Origin of the sequence: Cellvibrio polysaccharolyticus (genome assembly GCF_015182315.1) — a bacterium.
Taxonomy (GTDB): Bacteria; Pseudomonadota; Gammaproteobacteria; order Pseudomonadales; family Cellvibrionaceae; genus Cellvibrio; species Cellvibrio polysaccharolyticus.
The window spans coordinates 344,656-364,387 of the sequence record NZ_PRDL01000001.1; the positions used below are offsets into that span (position 1 = coordinate 344,656).

General features: G+C 50.5%; 17 protein-coding genes. 5 read left to right on the forward strand and 12 right to left on the reverse strand.

From position 1 onward, the window contains the following. Positions 1 to 54: 54 nt before the first annotated feature. The 3 genes from C4F51_RS01630 to C4F51_RS01640 form a co-directional block, all read right to left on the reverse strand. Positions 55 to 711 (reverse strand): hypothetical protein, encoded by a 657-nt coding sequence (locus tag C4F51_RS01630; protein WP_193906580.1) that lies wholly within the window; start codon positions 709 to 711, stop codon positions 55 to 57. Positions 712 to 907: 196 nt separating this feature from the next. Then, positions 908 to 1,825 carry a phospholipase D-like domain-containing protein gene (locus tag C4F51_RS01635; protein ID WP_193906582.1) on the reverse strand — a complete coding sequence of 306 codons (918 nt, stop codon included), beginning with the start codon at positions 1,823 to 1,825 and terminating at the stop codon, positions 908 to 910. Positions 1,826 to 2,132: 307 nt separating this feature from the next. Further along, positions 2,133 to 3,449, reverse strand: a complete 1,317-nt coding sequence (locus tag C4F51_RS01640; protein WP_193906583.1) for a hypothetical protein — start codon at positions 3,447 to 3,449, stop codon at positions 2,133 to 2,135. A gap of 229 nt (positions 3,450 to 3,678) precedes the next feature. Between C4F51_RS01640 and gcvH the strand changes: the two genes are divergently transcribed. Beyond that, entirely contained in the window at positions 3,679 to 4,071 is a 393-nt protein-coding gene (gcvH, locus tag C4F51_RS01645) for a glycine cleavage system protein GcvH (RefSeq protein ID WP_193906584.1), read from the forward strand. Between the two features lie 17 nt (positions 4,072 to 4,088). Here gcvH and C4F51_RS01650 read toward each other — a convergent pair whose 3' ends face one another. The 4 genes from C4F51_RS01650 to C4F51_RS01665 form a co-directional block, all read right to left on the reverse strand. Beyond that, positions 4,089 to 4,778 carry a polysaccharide deacetylase family protein gene (locus C4F51_RS01650; RefSeq protein WP_193906585.1) on the reverse strand — a complete coding sequence of 230 codons (690 nt, stop codon included), beginning with the start codon at positions 4,776 to 4,778 and terminating at the stop codon, positions 4,089 to 4,091. Next, complete coding sequence (locus C4F51_RS01655; RefSeq protein ID WP_193906586.1) at positions 4,687 to 5,328, reverse strand: YkoP family protein; 642 nt, start codon at positions 5,326 to 5,328, stop codon at positions 4,687 to 4,689. The genes C4F51_RS01650 and C4F51_RS01655 overlap by 92 nt, the downstream gene beginning before the upstream one ends. A gap of 2 nt (positions 5,329 to 5,330) precedes the next feature. Continuing rightward, positions 5,331 to 6,674: an MGDG synthase family glycosyltransferase gene (locus tag C4F51_RS01660; RefSeq protein WP_193906587.1), complete on the reverse strand. Its 1,344-nt coding sequence runs from the start codon at positions 6,672 to 6,674 to the stop codon at positions 5,331 to 5,333. A 473-nt stretch (positions 6,675 to 7,147) separates the two neighbouring features. Then, positions 7,148 to 9,040, reverse strand: coding sequence for an ATP-binding cassette domain-containing protein (locus C4F51_RS01665; protein ID WP_193906588.1), 1,893 nt, complete (start codon positions 9,038 to 9,040; stop codon positions 7,148 to 7,150). Between the two features lie 310 nt (positions 9,041 to 9,350). Here C4F51_RS01665 and C4F51_RS01670 point away from each other — a divergent pair, with 310 nt between their 5' ends. Then, positions 9,351 to 9,815, forward strand: a complete 465-nt coding sequence (locus C4F51_RS01670; protein WP_193906589.1) for a TIGR02444 family protein — start codon at positions 9,351 to 9,353, stop codon at positions 9,813 to 9,815. Between the two features lie 71 nt (positions 9,816 to 9,886). Here C4F51_RS01670 and ypfJ read toward each other — a convergent pair whose 3' ends face one another. Continuing rightward, positions 9,887 to 10,765 (reverse strand): KPN_02809 family neutral zinc metallopeptidase, encoded by an 879-nt coding sequence (gene ypfJ / locus C4F51_RS01675; RefSeq protein WP_193906591.1) that lies wholly within the window; start codon positions 10,763 to 10,765, stop codon positions 9,887 to 9,889. Between the two features lie 252 nt (positions 10,766 to 11,017). Next, a complete protein-coding gene (locus C4F51_RS18290) occupies positions 11,018 to 12,085 on the reverse strand; it encodes a histidine kinase (RefSeq protein WP_193906593.1) in 1,068 nt (355 codons plus the stop codon). Between the two features lie 464 nt (positions 12,086 to 12,549). On the opposite strand from C4F51_RS18290, the gene C4F51_RS01685 reads away from it, so the two are divergent. Further along, positions 12,550 to 13,269 carry an FKBP-type peptidyl-prolyl cis-trans isomerase gene (locus C4F51_RS01685; protein WP_193906595.1) on the forward strand — a complete coding sequence of 240 codons (720 nt, stop codon included), beginning with the start codon at positions 12,550 to 12,552 and terminating at the stop codon, positions 13,267 to 13,269. A gap of 315 nt (positions 13,270 to 13,584) precedes the next feature. Then, the gene (locus C4F51_RS01690) at positions 13,585 to 14,532 is read left to right on the forward strand and encodes a glutathione S-transferase family protein (RefSeq protein WP_193906597.1); all 948 of its coding nucleotides are present in this window, start codon (positions 13,585 to 13,587) and stop codon (positions 14,530 to 14,532) included. Between the two features lie 6 nt (positions 14,533 to 14,538). Here the strand turns inward: C4F51_RS01690 and C4F51_RS01695 are convergent, their stop codons facing one another. The 3 genes from C4F51_RS01695 to C4F51_RS01705 are packed head-to-tail and all read right to left on the reverse strand — an operon-like array spanning position 14,539 to position 16,850. Next, complete coding sequence (locus C4F51_RS01695) at positions 14,539 to 15,291, reverse strand: SDR family oxidoreductase (RefSeq protein ID WP_193906599.1); 753 nt, start codon at positions 15,289 to 15,291, stop codon at positions 14,539 to 14,541. After that, positions 15,288 to 15,944, reverse strand: coding sequence for a DsbA family oxidoreductase (locus C4F51_RS01700; RefSeq protein ID WP_193906600.1), 657 nt, complete (start codon positions 15,942 to 15,944; stop codon positions 15,288 to 15,290). The genes C4F51_RS01695 and C4F51_RS01700 overlap by 4 nt, the downstream gene beginning before the upstream one ends. Positions 15,945 to 15,974: 30 nt before the next feature. Continuing rightward, entirely contained in the window at positions 15,975 to 16,850 is an 876-nt protein-coding gene (locus C4F51_RS01705; protein WP_193906602.1) for a dienelactone hydrolase family protein, read from the reverse strand. 322 nt (positions 16,851 to 17,172) lie between these two features. Between C4F51_RS01705 and C4F51_RS01710 the strand changes: the two genes are divergently transcribed. After that, entirely contained in the window at positions 17,173 to 19,392 is a 2,220-nt protein-coding gene (locus C4F51_RS01710) for a TonB-dependent receptor (RefSeq protein ID WP_193906604.1), read from the forward strand. Positions 19,393 to 19,732 lie beyond the last annotated feature (340 nt).

Sequence of the window (19,732 nt, forward strand, 5' to 3'; positions counted from 1 at the left end):
GGATGCACAGCGTAGGTCGCGGAGAGCCGAAAGCCTTGATTAGGCTTGAGCCAGCTATTTTTCATTGGTTGCTGTAAGTATTGATTCAACTGTGGTCTCCCGCAGATATATTGGGAATTGTTCTTTACTTGCTGTAATCATGCTCTCTACCGATGAGCGAGATACTTGCTTTTGATCAAGGTAATACTCTGTAGTGCTTTCACCATTATTACCAGAATAAGTAATAGCGACCAATAACTTTAGCTTGAGCTCAAAATACTCATCACGACTCTTCGCGATATCTAGCGACCTGAAGTCTAAAGCAGCCATTACTCCATTATTACCCGGTCCCTTCAAGGTGCTAATAAGCCCATTCGGAGTATAATTATTGATCTGACCCAGGTAGTAGCCTGATACTAGCAAGAGCTTTGTCATTGGATCTTTTCCGTAATATTGAACCTCAATGAATTCATAATGAACAATATCGATATTATATGCTGGAGCTCCTGCATTATAGATGTTCATTTCTGAGTCGTTATACTCTTTAGTTTCAGGATTTTTATATAGTACTTTATCAATGTAAAAATGAGGTCTGGTTGATACTTTTGAGATTTCGAGTTGCTCTTTAGATAAATTGTATGATGCAAGTGATATAAATAATGCTGCCGCGCCAAACATTACAGAAGAGACAATATCAAAATAGATTTTGTTTTTTTCTAAAAATTTTTTCATTGTATGCGCTTCGGTGTATTAACAGTTTATTGCATTGTACTAACTATATATCGCAGAAATTTATTCCAACTAAATTGCTGTGCGACCATATAACTCTAAAATACTGGAGCATTTCTACTCTTGTAGTCAATGACAAATCAACCACAGCTGTGCCTTTCTGGTTGGATTGAAAATCTGGATCAAGTTATTATGTTTTTTAGGTATGATCTTTAATGATTTGATTTATGCTCCCATAGGCATCATCGTATAATGTACGAGGTATAATTTTTCTAAAAAGCATATCACACCAAAATATATTCACCGCGTATTCTGGATCTTCATTCCACTCCATGTGTTCATTCCAATTGATTATTTCTACTGTAGCGATTGCATCGATTTTTCGTCCGGCTCTTTGATTGAAGTACTGTTCCAGATTAATTAATCGCTGTCTCTCACTTTGAAACGCACTTATCATTACCTCTCTATCATAATGATCGGCATCCAGATCGGGCTCGTATTTGATCCCAAGATAAGTATGGAGATATTGTTCGTACTCCTCTCCCAAATGAATTGCATGATTGTTTCTTACGCAAACACTCCAGATATCAATTTTTGACTCATCATAGCTGCCCCATTCTTGGCCTAAAACACCCAAATTATAAATATAAGATCCACAATTACATTTTCGTAAACTGCTTACATTATTAAAAGAATAGAAATATCCAATTAGATCGTAGAACTCATGAAGAAACGCTTTTACAAGTTTGAAATCATCTTTTGTAACGACAATATTTTCAAAACTATTTTTTGCTTTACTTGACCAATTGTAGCTTCCATTTATAACAATACGATCATCAATGATGCAAAACTTATTATGCATTAGTGATGAAGAAATTCTTGTGTCAATCGCGTATACATTGAATAAACTAGATGAGGTTATTCCGTATTTTTTATTTGTTGAGTTATTATCATAAATCAAATCTATAAGTATACCTCTGTGTGCTAAATCATTGAGTATTGGCCTGTAAATTTCACCATTAATCCATGCCACGCAGATTTTTACTGACTCTTTAGCTGACCTAAGAAGTCTAATTATCTCATCTTCGATATTCTCAAAAAAAACACTGTTTTCCATGTGCCCTCTCAATAGACATAAAAATATTACTCTGCGCAACGTGCGCAGTCTTATATTGGAAGAAAAGCCGTTACATACATGTTGAGTTTAAATGTTTCATAACCAACATGAACAAATATTTTCTAATACCTATAAAAAATGATTTATCTTTTCACCCTGGTTCGTGACTGCAAAGTAAACTTCCGATTTGCCCACAGCGGAGTGATTTTTATAGTTAAATGTTAGCTCTTGATCGTTTCCGTTTGTTCGTCAGAAACGATCTGACTATCTATATGAAAACCTCAGACCAATTACAGCGTCATGATGATCAGACTTTGATTTTTCTAAGTTTTTTTAAATTCTCTTTTGCGTGCTTTCTGACTTTATCGCTGGTAGCTTCTTCCGACATTCTTTGCAGAAGATCCTGATGGGTTTTATTTTCTGCTGCGCCCAATACAATACACATCCATGCATGTACATCGTGGTTGACGCCGGAGCGGTAGGCGTTGGCGAAAGCGCTATTTTCCAATTCGTCGGCAATGGCTTGCAGTAGGTTATCGTCCCACTGTTTCTCCCGATATATTTGTTTAAGCAGGGCAACGCGTACTCCGGTTTCCGGGAGCTTTAAAATGTTGATGTTCTGGTTGGTTTTCCAATCGAAATCAGCGTGCATGGTTTTGGCATTATGAACAACAGCATTCTGTCGCGTGCGGCGTGTGAGAATTTTCAGGCTGTCATCTACCTGCTTCACGATGGCGGGGTCGGCGGTTGAAGTTTGAATTTCTTTAAAAAATGGCAAGTAAACATCCATGCCGGATGATGCCAGCGCATTCATGGCTTCGCGTATTTCCTTGATGTCATCTTTGGATGTGGCGGTGGCATAACTTTGCAGAAGTTGTTCGTGGATTTTGTTATAAACGCGTGGCTCGTTCATCCAGTCGCGGGTTAACTTGCCATAGGTCGTCAAGCGAACTTTTCTATCGCTGCTGGTAATGCTCGCCAGATATTGATCTGTAACCTCTTCCGGAATGTAACGTTGAAATTCGTAGTGTGGCACTTGTTGCTTTAGCGCCATGTAATGATCAACGATTGTTTTTACCTCTTCTTCCCCCGGTTCCGTGGCAATGTTGGCATCCGGAATCAGCTCGTTGAAGGTTTTTATAATGGTGTTGGATACCGCCAGTAAATGCCCTGCGTCGCGAGTGAGTGATTCGATACTGGCGCGTCCAAAAAAAGTCGCATCCTGCGCGACCATTTCTTTCGAGCGATAACTTTTCCAGACTTCATCATTACGCAATAGACGTATGCCAAAAAAGATATTGGGCGAGGTTACTGTGGATGACGGAAAGGGTGTTAAGTCACCGGGAAAGCGGCGGAGGTAATTGACACGAACTTCAATTTTCAGCGTATCGGCGGTTGGCATATCTACCAATCGGTTGCTGGTGGCCAAACGTCTTTGCAGGTTGCTTTGTAATACTTCCCTGAAACCGGCTTCGGGCAGGTAGTAGTCATTGGCAATGTTTTGATCCAATGTGAAAACCAGCGGTTCAAGCGTCCAGGTGGCAGGGCTTTCTTCAGCCTGGATTTGCAAGGAGCAGAGAGCAGAACAGAGCATTGAAACGATGATAAGCAGCTTTTTCAGCACGCCAAAATTCCTTCTTGGTGTCGGATGGGCAAATAGGAGCCGATAATCCGTTATGGGTAAATAGTGATCATAAACCGGGTTGTCGTATTTTTCATTATTTTTTAATCGGGATGTATTATTTGGTGTGAGAGGCGGGTTATGCGGGACTTTATTTATGGCCTTACGCTATCCTATACGTCTAATGAAATCCGGTTGATAAAGTCTATTTTTTGTACGGCAGGAAATTGAAATGAGTGAAATTCGTAAAGAACTGAAATACCTGAGCACCCACGAGTGGGCCAGAGTGGAAGAAGACGGTACCGTGACCGTGGGTATTACCGACCACGCTCAGGATGCGCTGGGTGATGTGGTTTTCGTAGAAACGCCGGAAGTGGGTTCTACCGTGACGGTGGGTGAAGAGACCGGTGTGGTTGAGTCGGTTAAAGCGGCGTCGGATATTTATTCGCCGGTGTCTGGCAAGGTGATTGCGGTTAACGAAGCACTGCAGGATTCCCCGGAAATCATCAACGAGTCACCTTACGATGAAGGCTGGTTTTTCCGCGTTCGCCCGGACGATCTGGCCGAGCTGGACGAAGCCCTGGACGATGATGGCTACCGTGAAGTGATTGAAAGCGAGGAATAATCCTCGCTTTTTCGCAGTTAACCGGCTGCTTCATCCAGGGTTAGCGTGTGAATACCCCGCCGCTGTAAACGCTCCAGCAAGGCAGGCAGCTGGCGGGCGGTGATGCCCGGTTTGTTGTGCTGCCGCTCGCCGTCGTGCATCAGAATTACCTCTCCTTGCCGAATCTCGGCCATCCGTTCCGCAATCCCTTCATCGGTGCCCAGTGGGCCCCAATCAATCATGCTGCGCGTCCAGAGTACGGTTTTCATGCCTTCGGCAGCGACCTGTTTGAGCATGGCGCGGCGTAGCCGACCGTGAGGCGGGCGAAACCAGCGCGGCGCAAAGCCGATAATCTGTTGCAAACTCCGGGAGGTGCGAGTGACTTCTTCGCGGGCGGTGCCCGGTAATACCGTCCAGGGATGGTAGTGGTGAAAGGTGTGATTGCCCACGGTGTGGCCTTCTTGCAGCATCCGCTCTACCAGTTGCGGGTGTTGCTCGGCAAATTCACCGACCACAAAAAAACTGGCGCGGGCTTTGTGCTCGGCCAGAATATCGAGAATGCGCGGGCTGAACGCCGGGTCGGGGCCGTCATCAAACGTCAGGCAAACGGACGCATGTTCGGCGCGTCCGTTAAGGTCAGCCAGCGATTTGAGAATAACCGGTGAGTTGCTCGGGTGGGATTGTTTCAACAGCCACTGGCCGGGATTCAGGTACAGTTCCGGTGTCATTGGTCGGGGCTTCCTGGGAAAAATGGGTAAACAATTGCTGACGGGTTAACCAGTAGGCGTGGGATTGCACTTTGCTTTGACGCGCGGCCAGTACCGGAAAGAAGGTTTTCAGCAGAATTTTAAAATAGAAATTGCGAAAGCGGTTGCCCCAGGAGTCGGGCACTTTTTCGATCATAAAACCGACTTTTTCACCGTGCGGTGGCAACCAGCTGACGCCATGAAAGGCTTTTACATCTTTAAAGCGCTCCTCAACGCGAAAGCGCTCGGCCAGCTCGCCAAACGAGGTGAGGATCAGTTTGCGAAAATGCAGCGCAGCGCGGATGTAATCTTTCGGGCTGGTGCCCGGATCCATAAAACATTCGCGGTTGAAATGCAAAATCGCCAGGCAATCGCCCGGCTCGATCCAGGTGCCGTCGTTCATGGCTTTGCGTTCGCCCTTCCAGGGTTCAAGCGATAAACTCACCAGATCATTGATGTGTTCCACCTTGTGGAATTTGCGCCATAAACGGTCGTAATGACACATAAAACGGTAAAACAAACCTCTCGACATACTTACTCCCTGACCAGTTGGCGCTGCCAGTCATCCATCGCGGATTCCTGCAACAAGGCTTCAACCTGACTTACCACATGGTGTGCGGCCTGGCGGCGGCCACAGGCTTCTGCGCGGGCTTTCATGGATGCCATTGCATCCGGATCGGAGAACCACTGGTTGAGCAGCACCGGTAGTTCGTCGGTTTCAATGCGAGCACCCACCTGATGGTTTTTCAGGAACTGCACATTGTGCCCTTCCTGGCCGCCCAGGCAGCAGGTGGCAATAAACGGACGACCACACGCCAGTGATTCACTGACGGTAAGGCCGCCAGGTTTGCCCACTACCACATCGGCGGCGCGCAGCAGGCTGACCATATCGTCACTCCACGGATATAACTTCAAACGCTCCGGGTAGCGGTTTGCCAGTTCGGTCAGTTCCGCATCGGCCGGGGCGCGGCCAGCAGTGACCAGCACGCGGTAATGGTGTTGATCGCTTTCTACCAGATTGCGCACCGCATCGTTAATGCCGATGCCGCATTGTCCGCCGGTGACCAGCACGGTTGGTGCATCGTCCAGCCCCAGCGCGGCACGGGCCGCTTCCTGCGAGGGCGGGTTTTCAAAGGCCGGCATCAACGGAATGCCGGTCACACTGGTGCGATCACCGCTGATGCCGCGCTGGTGCAAGGAAGCCGCAACGCTTTCGTGGCTAACGCAAAACAGGCGGGTGGAATCGCGCATCCACAAACCGTGGGCGCCGTAGTCGGTCAACACACCAATCACCGGTTGGGTGATTACGCCTTTGCTCACATAACGGGTCAGCAGCGCATTGGGGTACATTTGCGTGGCAACCAGCAAATCCGGGTTAAACGCAGTAACGTAATTTTTCAGGCGGTTGGCGAGGATATGGTAGAAAAGCCCCAGCAAGCCTTTCAGCAGTAATTTACTGCCGGGGATTTTTTCGCGGTGGCAAATACCACTGATCAACGAGTTGACCAGTGCGCTGTCCACGCTCTGGCAAGTGGTAGAAAAAGGAATGCGGGATTGATCGCCCTTGTCAGACTGCCAGCGTTTTTGTTGCGCGAGCAAAAAATCAATCAACTCCTGATCGGCTGGTACGGTACCGGCGAGTTGCTGGTACACGCCTTTATCGAGGTCGTAGAGTTTCTGGTACAGCTCCGGGTGATCGGCGGTCAGTTCCAGGTAAGCCTGTTGCAGCGCCGCGCTGACCTCTTTATCAAAAAGGTCGGTCACGTCCAGCCGGTCTGCTTGCAGATCCGGATAGCGCTGGCGAAATGCCAGCTCAAGCGCTTCCGCCGCACGCGTGTGCCCGTAACCCGGGCTTGAGGTTAAAAATAATATTTTCATGGCGCATGCTCCCTTGGATTCCCGGTCGCTGTGATCCGGGCATCGCCGAAATAATTATTTGAGGTCATGGTAAAAAGGTGGAACATCACCTTGTTTGAATAGGGCCGTGACAGCTCAGCGTTCAATGTCTGTTTTTCTTCTGTGACTGACATGACGCTTAAAACATTTTCCGTCATTAAATCCACAAAGATCAGTATAGACGCTTTCGCTATTCTGCGAGCCGTGAAGAAAGGTTGCAAGCTCAGGACTGAGACGTGCCTGGCAGCGCTATTTGGCGCCTGTTCTTTCTTTTTTGCCCGGTCAGGTTTTTGTGTGCAGTGATTGATCGATTTTGACAATAGCAAAGCGGATTTGACGAGAGTTTGTTTTCAATCAAACAAGTGGTTACCTCATAGAACATGGTAAGTGTATCTATCCGTTTGTCATCAGGAACCGGGTTCCAGATGACAAACTGCATCGTACTGATTGTGCCTTCAGGCGTTGGCCGCTTCAATGGCTTCGCTGACTTCCAGCCAGGCTTCTTCGCATTCTTCCAATTCCGGTTGCAGCTTGTTCTGTTCGTTTAACAGGCTTTGCAATTCGGCTTTGCGGCTGTCGTCGTACAGGCCGGTGTCGGAAAGTCCGGTTTCGATGTCGGCTAACCGCGCCTGCAATTTTTCCATTTTGCTTTCCAGCGATTTCAGTTTGTTGGTCAGCGGTTTTAATTGCGCACGCTGCGCTGCCGATTGCTGGCGCAGGTTCTTTTTATCCACCTTGGGCTCACCGCCGTTGACCGGCGCGGTGGTTTCGACGTTCTGCTGTTTTTGTTGCCCCAGCCAGCGGTAGTAATCGTCGAGGTCGCCATCAAATTCACTGACTTTGCCATCGGCGACCAGAATAAATTGGTCAACGGTGTTGCGCAGCAAATGACGGTCGTGCGATACCACGATAATCGCGCCTTCAAATTCCTGCAGCGCCATGGTCAGCGCCTGGCGCATTTCCAGATCCAGGTGGTTGGTCGGTTCGTCGAGCAGCAACACGTTGGGGCGTTGCCAGGCAATAATCGCCAGCGCCAGTCGCGCTTTTTCACCGCCGGAAAAATGGGTAATCGGTTCAAAGGCGCGCTCACCATGAAAATCAAAACTGCCGAGGAAGTTGCGCACTTCCTGCTCACGCGCTTCGGGTGACATGCGCTGAATATGCAGTGCCGCCGAGGCGTTGATGTCCAGCGCTTCCAATTGATGCTGGGCAAAATAACCCAGTTTGAAATGTTCGCCGTTAGTGCGCTCGCCACCTTGCAAAGCCAGGCTGCCAGCGAGGGTTTTGATCAGGCTGGATTTACCGGCGCCGTTGGGGCCGAGCAGGCCGATGCGGGTTTCCGGCACGATGCTCAATTCCACTTTATCAAGAATGGTTTTGTCGCCGTAACCGATGCTGGCGCGGGTGATGTGCACCAGCGGTGTGGACACTTTATCGGCGCAGGTAAAAGTAAAGCTGAACGGTGAGTCCACGTGAGCCGGGGCGATTTTTTCCATGCGCTCCAGTTCTTTAATCCGGCTTTGCGCCTGGCGGGCCTTGGAGGCTTTGGCGCGGAAGCGGCGGATAAAGTCTTCTACGTGGGCGATGCGTTCCTGTTGCTTGTCAAACGCCACTTGTTGCTGGGCGAGTTTTTCAGCGCGCTGGCGCTCGAAGGCCGAGTAGTTACCGGCGTAGTTATCCAGCTGGCGCTGCTCAATGGCGACAATGCGGTCAACAATGTTGTCGAGAAAATCCCGGTCGTGGGAGATGATCACCAGGGTGCCGGTATAACGCTGCAACCACTGTTCGAGCCACAGGGTGGCATCCAGATCCAGGTGGTTGGTGGGTTCGTCGAGCAGCAATAAATCCGACGGGCACATCAGCGCCTGAGCAAGGTTCAAACGAATGCGCCAGCCACCGGAGAAGTCGCTTACCGGCCGGATGGAGTCGCCGGGTGCAAAGCCCAGTCCGCTTAATAATTGTTGCGCGCGCGCCGGTGCCGAATAGGCGAGAATATGTTCCATTTCGCCATAGAGCCGGGCGAGTTGTTCGCCATCATCGCTGCCACAGTTGGCAATGGCCTGTTCCAGGCGGCGTAGTTCGGTGTCGCCATCCAGTACGTAATCCAGTGCCGAGCGGGTGGTGTGGCCTACTTCCTGCGCCATGTGCGCTACGCGCCATTGCCGCGGGATGTCGCAGCTGCCGGTATCGCTGGCGAGTTTGCCCATCAGCATTTGAAACAGCGTGGATTTGCCGCTGCCGTTGGCACCGATCAAACCGGCTTTTTGGCCCGGGAAAATGGTAAGGTCGGCGGCTTCGAGCAGGAATTTGCTACCGCGTTGCAGGCTGACATTTTGAAGCTGAATCATGGAAATCCGGTCTGATGACGACAAAGCCCGCTATTCTACCGGATCGTGTGAGAAAAGAGCGGTCGGGTGATTGAACACCGTTGTAACTGAGAGTTCCTCTGTCGGTTTGTCATTAGCCGGTTTGTTCCAAAAGCGCATGAACACATCCTTGTGGCTCCGACGGGTCAACGGCAACTGCTCCTGCGTTGCGCTAACTCCCGCCATCCATGGTGGTCGTCCATGACTCGACGGTTTTGGAACAAACCGGCTAACGCCAAACTGGCATTGTGCCTGGCTGGAGTTTACGAGCAGTAATGTTAAAGGGGAATTTATGACCGATCTTTGGTCGTTTGCGCTATCACTTTATGGTCGTCCGGCAGTCGCTGATCACTGTCTGCATTGGCAGGATCAGTATCAGGCTAAAGTGAATCTGCTGTTGTGGTTGATGTGGTTGGGGCATCGTCAGTTGGCGGTTGGCGAATCCGAACTACAACAAGCGGAAACCATAATCGAGAAATGGAACGAACAGGTCACCCAACCTTTGCGTGAGCTGCGTCGTCAGTTAAAGCAAGCTGCTGCGGATGACAGCGCGGTGGGTGTGGTTCGCGAGCAAATTAAAGCCGCGGAATTGGCAGCGGAACGCTATGAGTTGCAACAATTGGAATTGAATACAGCCAACCTGGTATTGCAGGAAAGCCCGACCGCGTTAAACCGTAATCTTGAGCTGTATGGCTTGCGTTGCGGTGCCAGCGAAACAGAGGTTTCTGCTTTGCTGGCAGCGGCTGCAGACGGTTGAGAGGTTAGCTACGGATTTATTGCTGCGCGAGTTGCGGAAATCCCGGGCAAGCAAAACCGGTATTGGCCTTATTAACGAAACGTATCGCACGCCGCCAGGGTGCCATGCTTTTTGCCGGTGGTGAACCAGTGCATGCGCTGTTCGGATGTGCCGTGGGTAAAGCTTTCCGGCGTGACGTAACCACGGCTTTGTTGTTGCAGCCGGTCATCGCCAATCGCGGCGGCGGCGCGCAGCGCTTCTTCAATATCGCCATCGTCCAGCAGCTGACGTGACCTGTCGGCATGGTGCGCCCATATACCCGCATAACAATCTGCTTGCAGTTCCAGCTTTACCGACAGCGCATTGGCCTGGCTTTTGTTGAGGCTGGTTTGTTGCCGATGCACTTTGTCCAGCGTACCCAGCAGATGTTGCACATGATGGCCTACTTCGTGCGCCAGTACATAAGCCTGGGCAAAATCGCCTGCCGCGTTGTAGCGGTCACGCAAGTCCTTGAAAAACGCCAGATCAATATAAACCCGCTTGTCGCCACTACAGTAGAAGGGCCCCATCGCTGCCTGGGCGTGGCCGCAGGTGGATTGCACCGCACCGGTGAATAACCGCAAGCGCGGCTCTTCATAGGCGAGATTTTGCTGTTGAAAGAGGTTGTGCCAGGTCTCTTCGGTATCGCCCAGCACCACGGCCATAAAATCGGCCAGTTGATCGTCTTCGGCGGAGGTGGTGTAGCTGCCGCCCTGTTGATCGGAAACACCGGAGCCGGTATTGCCGCCGCCAAAGTAACTGAACGCCAGAATCACAATCACCACAATAAAACCGGCTTTACCCAGTCGGCCGGAAAGCAGCAGGGGCAATAGTTGCAGCAGCGGCGAACCGCCTCCGCCACCAAATGACTGTGGCCCCTGGCCGCGATTGTCTTCAACGTTTTTACTGCGTCTGCCATCTTTCCAGCGCATGGGTTACCTCAACAATAAAAGAGAAAAGACGCAGAAGCGGTGCAACCACAGGTGACCGCTGAATGATGAACACCCGGTGGATTGAGAATAGTGAATCCGCCACCGCTTTGCCGCTACCCCGATAAAAAATAGCTGCCAGCTTTTTTCAACGTCGACTGGCGACGACTCAAAAGGTGGCCGCTTATAGATAGCGTGGCCATAAAAAAGCCGGCCTGCTCTAAACAGACCGGCTTTATAAAACCGAAGGTCGGATTATTCCTTGTCAGCGTCGGAATCGGCGACGACTGCCGGTGTGCCTACCGGTTTTGGTTTTGGCAGATTGTCTTCTGACGGTTCAATCAGCGAGGTGGTGCCATGGTTAGGCAGCACGCTGCTTTCCGGTGCGGCGGGTTCGGTTACTGCGGTACCGATTACGTCCGGTTCAACCGGGGTTGGCCTGGGCAGGTTTTCGCTGCTGGCGGCTTCCGGGAACATGGATTCCTGCACCGGTGCTTCTACCGGTTTGGCTTCTGCTTTTTTAGCCGGTGCCGTTTTAGCAAGTGCCTTTTTAGCCGGTGCCTTGCTGCTTGTTGCCTTGGCCGGTTTATCGGTAGCCGGTGCTTCTTTAGCCACTTTGGCAGGCGCTTTCTTGGCAGTGGGTTTGGCTGTTGGCTTGTCGGTGGCAGTTTTGCTTTCAGCGGCGTTTGCTTTTGCCGCATCAACCTTGGCCGCCGGTGCTTTTTTCGGTGCCGCTTTACGCGCGGGTTTCACGGGCGCTGCGGTGGTTTCAGTCGCGGCTGCTTTGGCGGCTCGCGCCGGCTTGGCAGCGGCGGTTGCCGGTGTTGCACTTTCAGCGGCGGGTTTTGCAGTCGCTGTTTTGGTTTTCGTTGCGGCGGCTTTGGGTTTTGCCGTTTTTGCTGCTGGAGCTGGTTTTGCAGTGGCTGCTTTGGCAACCGGTGCGGCTTTGCGCGGTGCGGTTACACCGGCTTTCGCTGCTGCCGGTTTTGCGCCAGCTTTGCTTTCGCCAGCGACAGCATTGGCGACTTCTACGGCAAAACGGCTGTTCGCGATTTCATCGTTAAGGCGTGCAGATTCTTTCTCCAGCGCTACCACTTCTGCATTGGCTTTTTTCAGGGCAGCACGGCCAGCGGCGTTGGTGGCCGCCGCTTCCGCTTTTTTGGCGCGACCCTGTGCAGCGGTCAGGGATTTCTGTGCAGCTGCCAGTGCTTTCTCGCTATCGGTCAGCTTTTTTGCACGCGCTTTGTCCAGATCTGCCGTCAGTTTGGCGATTTGTTGTTCAAGCTGGGCAACGCTCAGCGGTTTGGTAGATTTGGCAGCCATAACAGTATCCTGTGAATGAGTCGGAAAATTGAGCGAGTTAGCCCGTCGCCTGGCATCCGGGCGAGCTCAATGCTGTTATTAGCCGTGCTACGAAACCATAGCGGGCAATGCACTGTTGCCGGACGAAAAATTGATTGTAGTGTCGTGCAAGCAAAAAGTGTATCGCCTGAAGGGTGACAAAATCGTTTTTTTTGCAGGAATTAATAAGGTTTTAATAAGAGCGGGCTGATATCGGCAGTGAACCTGTGGCCATTCTCCGGGTCTTATTCGCCATCGGTTATCAAACCGGCAGCCCGCCAACCGGCGAATTTTGCTGAAAACCGGGCTAAATTGCAGCACAGTTGCCAAAAGTTGGTATACCATTGGCGCTTGCTTTACGCCGTATCAAGGCGCTGCAAAAAAATGACTTATGGACAGGCTGGCCACTCGAAAAGGCCGCTCATCGTTAAACACTAGGGTGCAATATGTTTAATAAAAAATTACTGGTTGTGGGTTTGGTTTCATCCGCCTTGTTGGTCGGCTGTAACAAAGACGAAGCGCCAAAGGCAGATGCGGTTGCCAAACTCGATACACTTGAGCAAAAAGTAAACTACGCCATTGCCCAGAATATGGCACAAAACTTCAAGCAAGGTGGTTTGACCATCGAGCCGGAAGCGTTCGCCCAGGCACTGAAAGATATCCGTGACGGCGTTGATTCACGCCTGAGCGAAGAAGAAATGCAAACTGCAATGCAAACCTTCCAGGAGCAGGCTCTGGCCCAGCGTGAAGAAGAGCAGAAAAAACTCAGTGAAGCCAATGCTACCGAAGGCGCTGCTTTCCTTGAAAGCAACAAAGCCAAAGAAGGCGTTATCGTTACTGAAAGCGGCCTGCAATACCGTGTTATTACCGAAGGCACCGGTGTTAAGCCAGGCGCTACTGACAGCGTAACCGTACACTACAGCGGCAAGCTGCTGGACGGTACCGAATTTGACAGCTCTTACGCCCGTCAGGAGCCGGTAAACTTCCCGGTTAACGGCGTAATCGCCGGTTGGACTGAAGCGCTGCAACTGATGCCACAAGGCTCCAAGTGGGAACTGTACATCCCGGCTGATCTGGCTTACGGCCCAGGCGGCAACGGCCCGATTCCACCAAACTCTGTACTGACTTTCGAAGTAGAGTTGCTGGAAGTTAAAGCGGCTGAGTAATTTGCAGCGATAACCCGGTTCATAAAAAAACCTCGCGAAAGCGGGGTTTTTTTATACCGGTCAAAACACGTAATGATGTTGGTTTCCCCGGGTGCAATTCCTGTGCGGGTATTTACTGCTTTTGCGATAGGCGTAGCAACTTTCCGGCTGTCTTTTGAACATCCCCTCTTTCTGACCAACACTGATAAAAGAACGTGGCCTTTCCAGAGCGATTTAACAGAAGATCGCAACAGTTGTGTTTGCTGGCCGGGTGAGATTCGGAGCGGGTTTATACGCGTCACAAACAATGTGCAGTGTTAACAAGAGGAGCAGCTGATGTTGGTCAATGGCAAGTGGAAAGACAACTGGCAACCGGTAGAGGATAAAGATGGTGGACGTTTCGTTCGCCAAACTTCATCTTTTCGCCATTGGATTACACCGGACGGATCGCCGGGCCCAACCGGGGATGGTGGCTTTAACGCAGAGAAAGATCGCTACCATTTGTATGTCGCACTGACCTGCCCCTGGGCGTGCCGCACCTTGATGGCTCGCCAATTAAAACAGTTAAATGATCTCATCAGTGTCACGGTGGTGAATCCACAAATGACAGATCAGGGCTGGCGTTTTGGTGGCTACCCCGGCGTTGGCGATGATGATCTGAACGGTGCATATTATCTCCACGAACTCTACACCCGCGCCGATGCAAAATTTACCGGGCGCGCCACGGTACCGATATTGTGGGATAAAAAAACCGGCACCATCGTCAACAACGAATCAGCGGATATTTTGCGAATGCTGAATACGGCATTCGCCGATGTAGCAGGCGCACGCGGCCCGGATCTTTACCCGGCAGATCTGGCAACCGATATTGATGCGTTAAATGAACGTATTTATACGCAATTAAATAATGGTGTTTATCAGGCAGGGTTCGCTACCGATCAATCGGCTTACGAAGAAGCCTGGCATCCGGTGTTCGCCATGCTGGATGAGCTTGAACAACGCTTGTCTGATGGGCGCACTTATCTTTTTGGTGACCGACTGACAGAAACTGACCTGCGCCTGTTTGTTACGCTAGTGCGTTTCGACGCTGCTTATCACGGTGCATTCAAATGTAATCGCAACACACTACGGGAAATGCCTGGGCTACATGGCTATTTGCAAAGAGTGTTGAAGCTGGATGGTGTGGCAAATACCGTAAACGTCGAACACATCAAAGCGGGCTATTACTCCATAAAAGCAATTAACCCGAATGGCATTGTGCCGCTTGGGCCTCAGGAAATTTAAAACGGATTAAAGCCCACCGTTTGTATCAATAAATGTACCGGTAACAAAAGAAGACTTTTCCGTAGCAAGCCAGAAAATAGCTTCGGCGACTTCTTCCGGGTGACCGCCGCGTTGCAGGGGGATTTTCGATTTCAAGCGATCAACCCGTCCGGGTTCACCGCCGGATGCATGCATATCGGTATAAATCAGCCCGGGCCTTACACAGTTAACCCGAATTCCTTCTCCAGCCACTTCCAGTGCAAGGCCTCGCGTCAAGGTATCCACCGCGCCTTTGGATGCAGCGTAGTCTGTGTATTCGTTGGGAGAGCCGGTTCTCGCTGCAACCGATGACACATTGACAATAGCACCGCCTGCGCCGCCATGTAACCTTGACATGCGCTTCACTGCTTGCTGGCTGCACAGAAAGCAGCTCATGACGTTGGTCAATAAAACTTCGCTGAAACGTTGTGCGGAGATATCTTCCATTCGGCATTGCTGTTGCAAAATCGCTGCATTATTTACCAGTACAGAAATTTTCCCCAGCTCCTTATCTACCGCTGCAAACAGCCGATGAACATCATCAGGTTGCGAAACATCGGCTTGAACGGTAATACATTTGCCACCCTGTTGCAGAATATCGCTCTGCACTTTTTCGGCTGCAACCTGATTGTTCAGGTAGTTAATGCAAACCGCATAACCCTGCGCAGCGAACAGCCGCGCGGTAGCGGCGCCGATGCCGCGGCTTGCGCCGGTAATGATGGCAACTTTGTTGTGGCTCATGATGCGCTTGCTGCTTCATTGGCAATGTTGCGTAAACCTTCTACCAGCGTTTCCGGTTCCTGTGCGCCTGAAATAAGGTACTGATTGTTGATAACAAATGCAGGAACCGAGTGAATGCCCGCTTGTTGCCAGCGGGCTTCGTCCTGCCGTACGTCAGTTGCGTATTGATCGGATAGCAATACCTTGCGAGCTTCTGCGCTATCCAACCCTGCACGGCCTGCGTAATCGGCTAATACATCGGGATCGGCAATTTGCGCATTGTGGCCAAAGTATGCTTCGAAGAGCGCTTTTTCCATTTCTGTCGCACGGCCTTGTTCCGCCGCCCATTTCACGAGGCGATGTGCATGAAAGGTGTGGCGAACATCGCGCTGATGCAGATTATCGAAATTCAAACCAAGATCGCGGGCGATGGTTTGAATATTATCCTGCATGGATTGTATTTCTTCCGGTGTGCGACCGTATTTGCGGCTCAGCATTTCTGCTACCGGCTCACCATCTGATGAACTGTCCGGATTTAATTCAAACGGATGCCATTCAACGTCAAAATTTATTTCGCCTTGCAGTTGCTGTATGGCTTTTTCCAGACGGGCAAAACCAATGGCGCACCAGGGGCAAGCAATGTCAGAAACGATATCAATTTTTACAGTGTTCATTGGTTAAACCTCCTGCCCGGTTTCAAATGACTAAAGCGATTTTTCAAACAACGCCAGCATCCGCTGCCAGGCTTTTTCTGCCTGGTCGTGATCATAAGCCGGTGAGTCGAGTACGCACCAGCCGTGCATGGCGCCTTCATACACTTCGACTTCGGCGGGCAGTTTTGCCTGTTTGAAACTGTCGATAAGAATATCTTTTACGTTGGTGTCTTTTTCGTGATCATTTTGGGCGATGGCGATTAAAAAGCCGGCTTTCATGGTTGGAATTAACAGGTGCGGGCTGTCTTCTTTATCGGTGGCAAGGCCGCCGCCATGGAAAGAACCCACAGCGCCGATGCGCTCGGGAATTGCAGCAGCGGTGCGCATCACTATCGGGCCACCCATGCAGTAACCGATGGTGCCGATTTTGCGTTGGGTCTCAACGGCTGGTTGTTGATCAATAAAGCTGACAAAGGCGCGGGCATCGGTAACGTGGGTTTGTGCATTGAGTTGGTCGGCCATGGGTCTTACCCGCGCGCGGATAGACTCATCACGAAAACTGGCGCCTTCCGGCACCACCGGCGCTTTGGCGGTTCGGTAATAGGGGTTGATCACCAGCACGGCGTAACCGGCTTCGGCAAGGCGTTTGCCCATCGCGCGAAATGCCGGACGCAAACCGAGGATATCCGGCCATACCAGAATCGCCGGGTGCTTGCCTTCTGTGGGGTGTACAAAATAGGCATCCGCTTCGCCGTCCGGTGTTTTGATAGTCACTTCGCTTTCGCTAAGGGTTTTGGCATTGGCGGTGGCCAGTGAGGGCATCATGGCGATAAAGGTTCCACTGGCGGCGAGCCTGGTGAATTGTCTGCGGTTAAAAGCGTTACCTTCTTCGCTGCCACTCTCTTTGAACGAATCTTCATCGCACATAATGGAAGTCTCCCTGTTGCACAGTTTTTATTCAGTGGGCGTCATCATAGAAGTAAAACGATAATCGTTACAAGCGTTTGCCCTTGCGCAGTTTTTGTTGGCGCGCTGGTGAAAAATCCACACAGCCTGCATGTCACGAAGCAATCTGGCGCGAATCAAACACGGCCAGCTGTTGCGATTGGGGCAATCATTTTTAATGAGGCATTAAAATTAACCTGTAAAAACAGGGGCTTTTTCACATTTTTTGCAAGAATTTGGCGCCTGGCACACTCATTGCCATAGCCCGGGAGACGTTATTCACATTTCCCGAGAGTTAATTGTTATGAAAACCAAGGCCTTATTGTTTAATTCCCTGTTGGTTACATCCCTGGGATTAAGCGCAGGTTCCGTGTTTGCCCAGAGCGGGCAGGCAGCAACTCAGGATGAGGCAAAAGCGAAAGGAAGGCAAAACCTCGTTGTTGAAGAGCTGCTGGTAACGGCCGAGCGCCGCGAGCAGAGCATTCAAAAAATTGCATCGGCCGTCAGCCTGATTGGCGGCGATACGATTCGCGATAGCGAAGTCAGAAATGCGGGAGATGTGATTCGTTTTGTGCCGAATATGTCGGCAGACACTACCGATGGCCACGGCCGTCCGAAATTTTATATTCGCGGTATCGGTTTGTCGGATGCGTCTATCTGGAACATCAACCCGATTGGTACCTACAACGACGATGTTTATATCTGGAACGCATCGACCGTTGGTTTCCCGACCTTTGACCTTGAGCGTGTGGAAGTATTGCGCGGCCCGCAAGGCACCTTGTGGGGCAAAAACACCACTGGTGGTGCCATCCATTTTATTTCCAAAAAGCCCACCTTTGACCCGGATGGTTACCTGAAAGCGTCCTACGGTAACTACAATGAAAGCTTGCTGGAAGGCGCGATTGGCGGTGCGTTGATCGAGGATAAACTCGCCGGGCGTTTGTCATTGTTTACCCAAAGCTCTGACCGCTATGTACAAAACCCGCTGAACCCGGGTACGGAAGACTGGCGTGATTCCGCTGGCCGTTTGCAATTGCTGTCAACCTTTAGCGATGACTTTAGCGCGAACCTGAATATTCACTTCCGCGATTTCAGTGGCCCGGTATTATCCAATGGCAACCGCAATAACCTGACGCAAACCCGTTTCAAAGTACCCTCAGCTGTTGATCGCGATGATCAACTGGATCAGTTGGGTGGTTCCCTTACGCTGAAAAAAGAATTTGCTTCAGGCATCAACCTGACCTCGGTTACGGCGGTGGAAGATTTTGAGCGTGAGCAATTCGGTGGTGATGCCGTACCTTACGAATCCACCCGCACCCACAGCCGTTTCACGGTAGATCAGTTCAGCCAGGAAGTGCGCTTAACCTCCAGTGATGACCAGCAACTCACCTGGATTCTCGGTGCTTACTTGTTTAACGGCACGCTGGAAAGCGAAGCGCAAACCGGCGTTATTCCTGGCTCGCTCAATGCCAGCGGTGCAACCAAGGCCATCAGCTACAAAACCAGCAATTACGAATCCGAAGCAGAAAGTTACGCCTTGTTCGGTAATGTCAGTTATCAATTCACTGAAAAATTCAAACTGGCGGTCGGCTTGCGTGGCACCAGCGATACCTCGAAAGTGGATTTGCGGGCACGTTCCGCCAATGCCGGTTTTACCTTTGGCAACGTTAACCAATGGTGGGTCGCTGACAATATTCAGGGCGCATTCAGAACAACGGCTGTTCAGGACGAGGAAAAAACCTGGGAAGCCTTCACCTATGATATTACACCGGGCTATGACGTAACGGACAACTTCCGCGTGTATTTCCGTCATGCCAAAGGTTACAACGGTGGCAACTTCAACGCGGCCGCAGAGCAGCAAAATCTGGTGCAGGTTATCGAGCCGGAATATTTGAAATCTTACGAAGCCGGTTTTAAAAGCGAATGGTTTGATAGTCAGGTTATTTTCAACCTCGCCACTTTCTATTATGACTACACCGATATTCAACAAAAGGCGACCACGCTGGATGATAACAACCAGCAAATTCTCACCTTTATTAATGCCGGTGGTGGTTATTCCCGTGGCCTTGAAGCCGAGCTGACCTGGCTGCCAATTGATAACCTGACGGTGCAATTTAACCTGGGCTACAACAATACCAAGTTTACCGACTTCCAGGAATCGCCCACCAACAACGTGCGTGGCAACTGGTTCAACCGGGTACCGCGTGTGATCAGTAACATTCAGTTGAGCTATCAAATTCCGTTGCGTAGTGGTGCATCCATTGTGCTGGATACTGACTGGGCTTATCGCAGCAAGTCCTATTTCAATGCGACCAACCAGATTGACCGCGCTTTGATTGAAGATCCTTACACCATTGGTAACGTTTCTGTCGGCTATAACTCACCGAGCGGCAAGTACACAGTAAGAGCTTATTCTGCCAACGTAACCGATGAGATTTATCGTAATACGTCATTGATTACCGGTATGTATTCGCACGGTTCACCGCGTACTTACGGTGTTTCTGCGAGTGTTAAGTTTTTCTGATTTGAAAACGGCTGACAAATTTTCTATAGGCCATTTCTTATTAAGGAAACCCTATATTTGTTCAAATTGTTAAGCGGTGCTTTTCTGTCCGTTTGTCATCAGGGTCTTTTTTCCAAAAGCGCATAAATATCCGCAAGCGGAACCGGCCAATCATCCTGAATGATTGTCGTTCCGTTCGCGCAAAACATGTTTTGCCGGGTGCTCACTCCACCCATATAGCTCCGACGAGTCAACGGCAACAACTCCTGTGTTGCTCTAACTTCCGCCATTCATGGCGGTCGTCCATGACTCGACGGTTTTGGAAAAAAGACCCTGACGCCAAACTCACATTGTGCCGGTT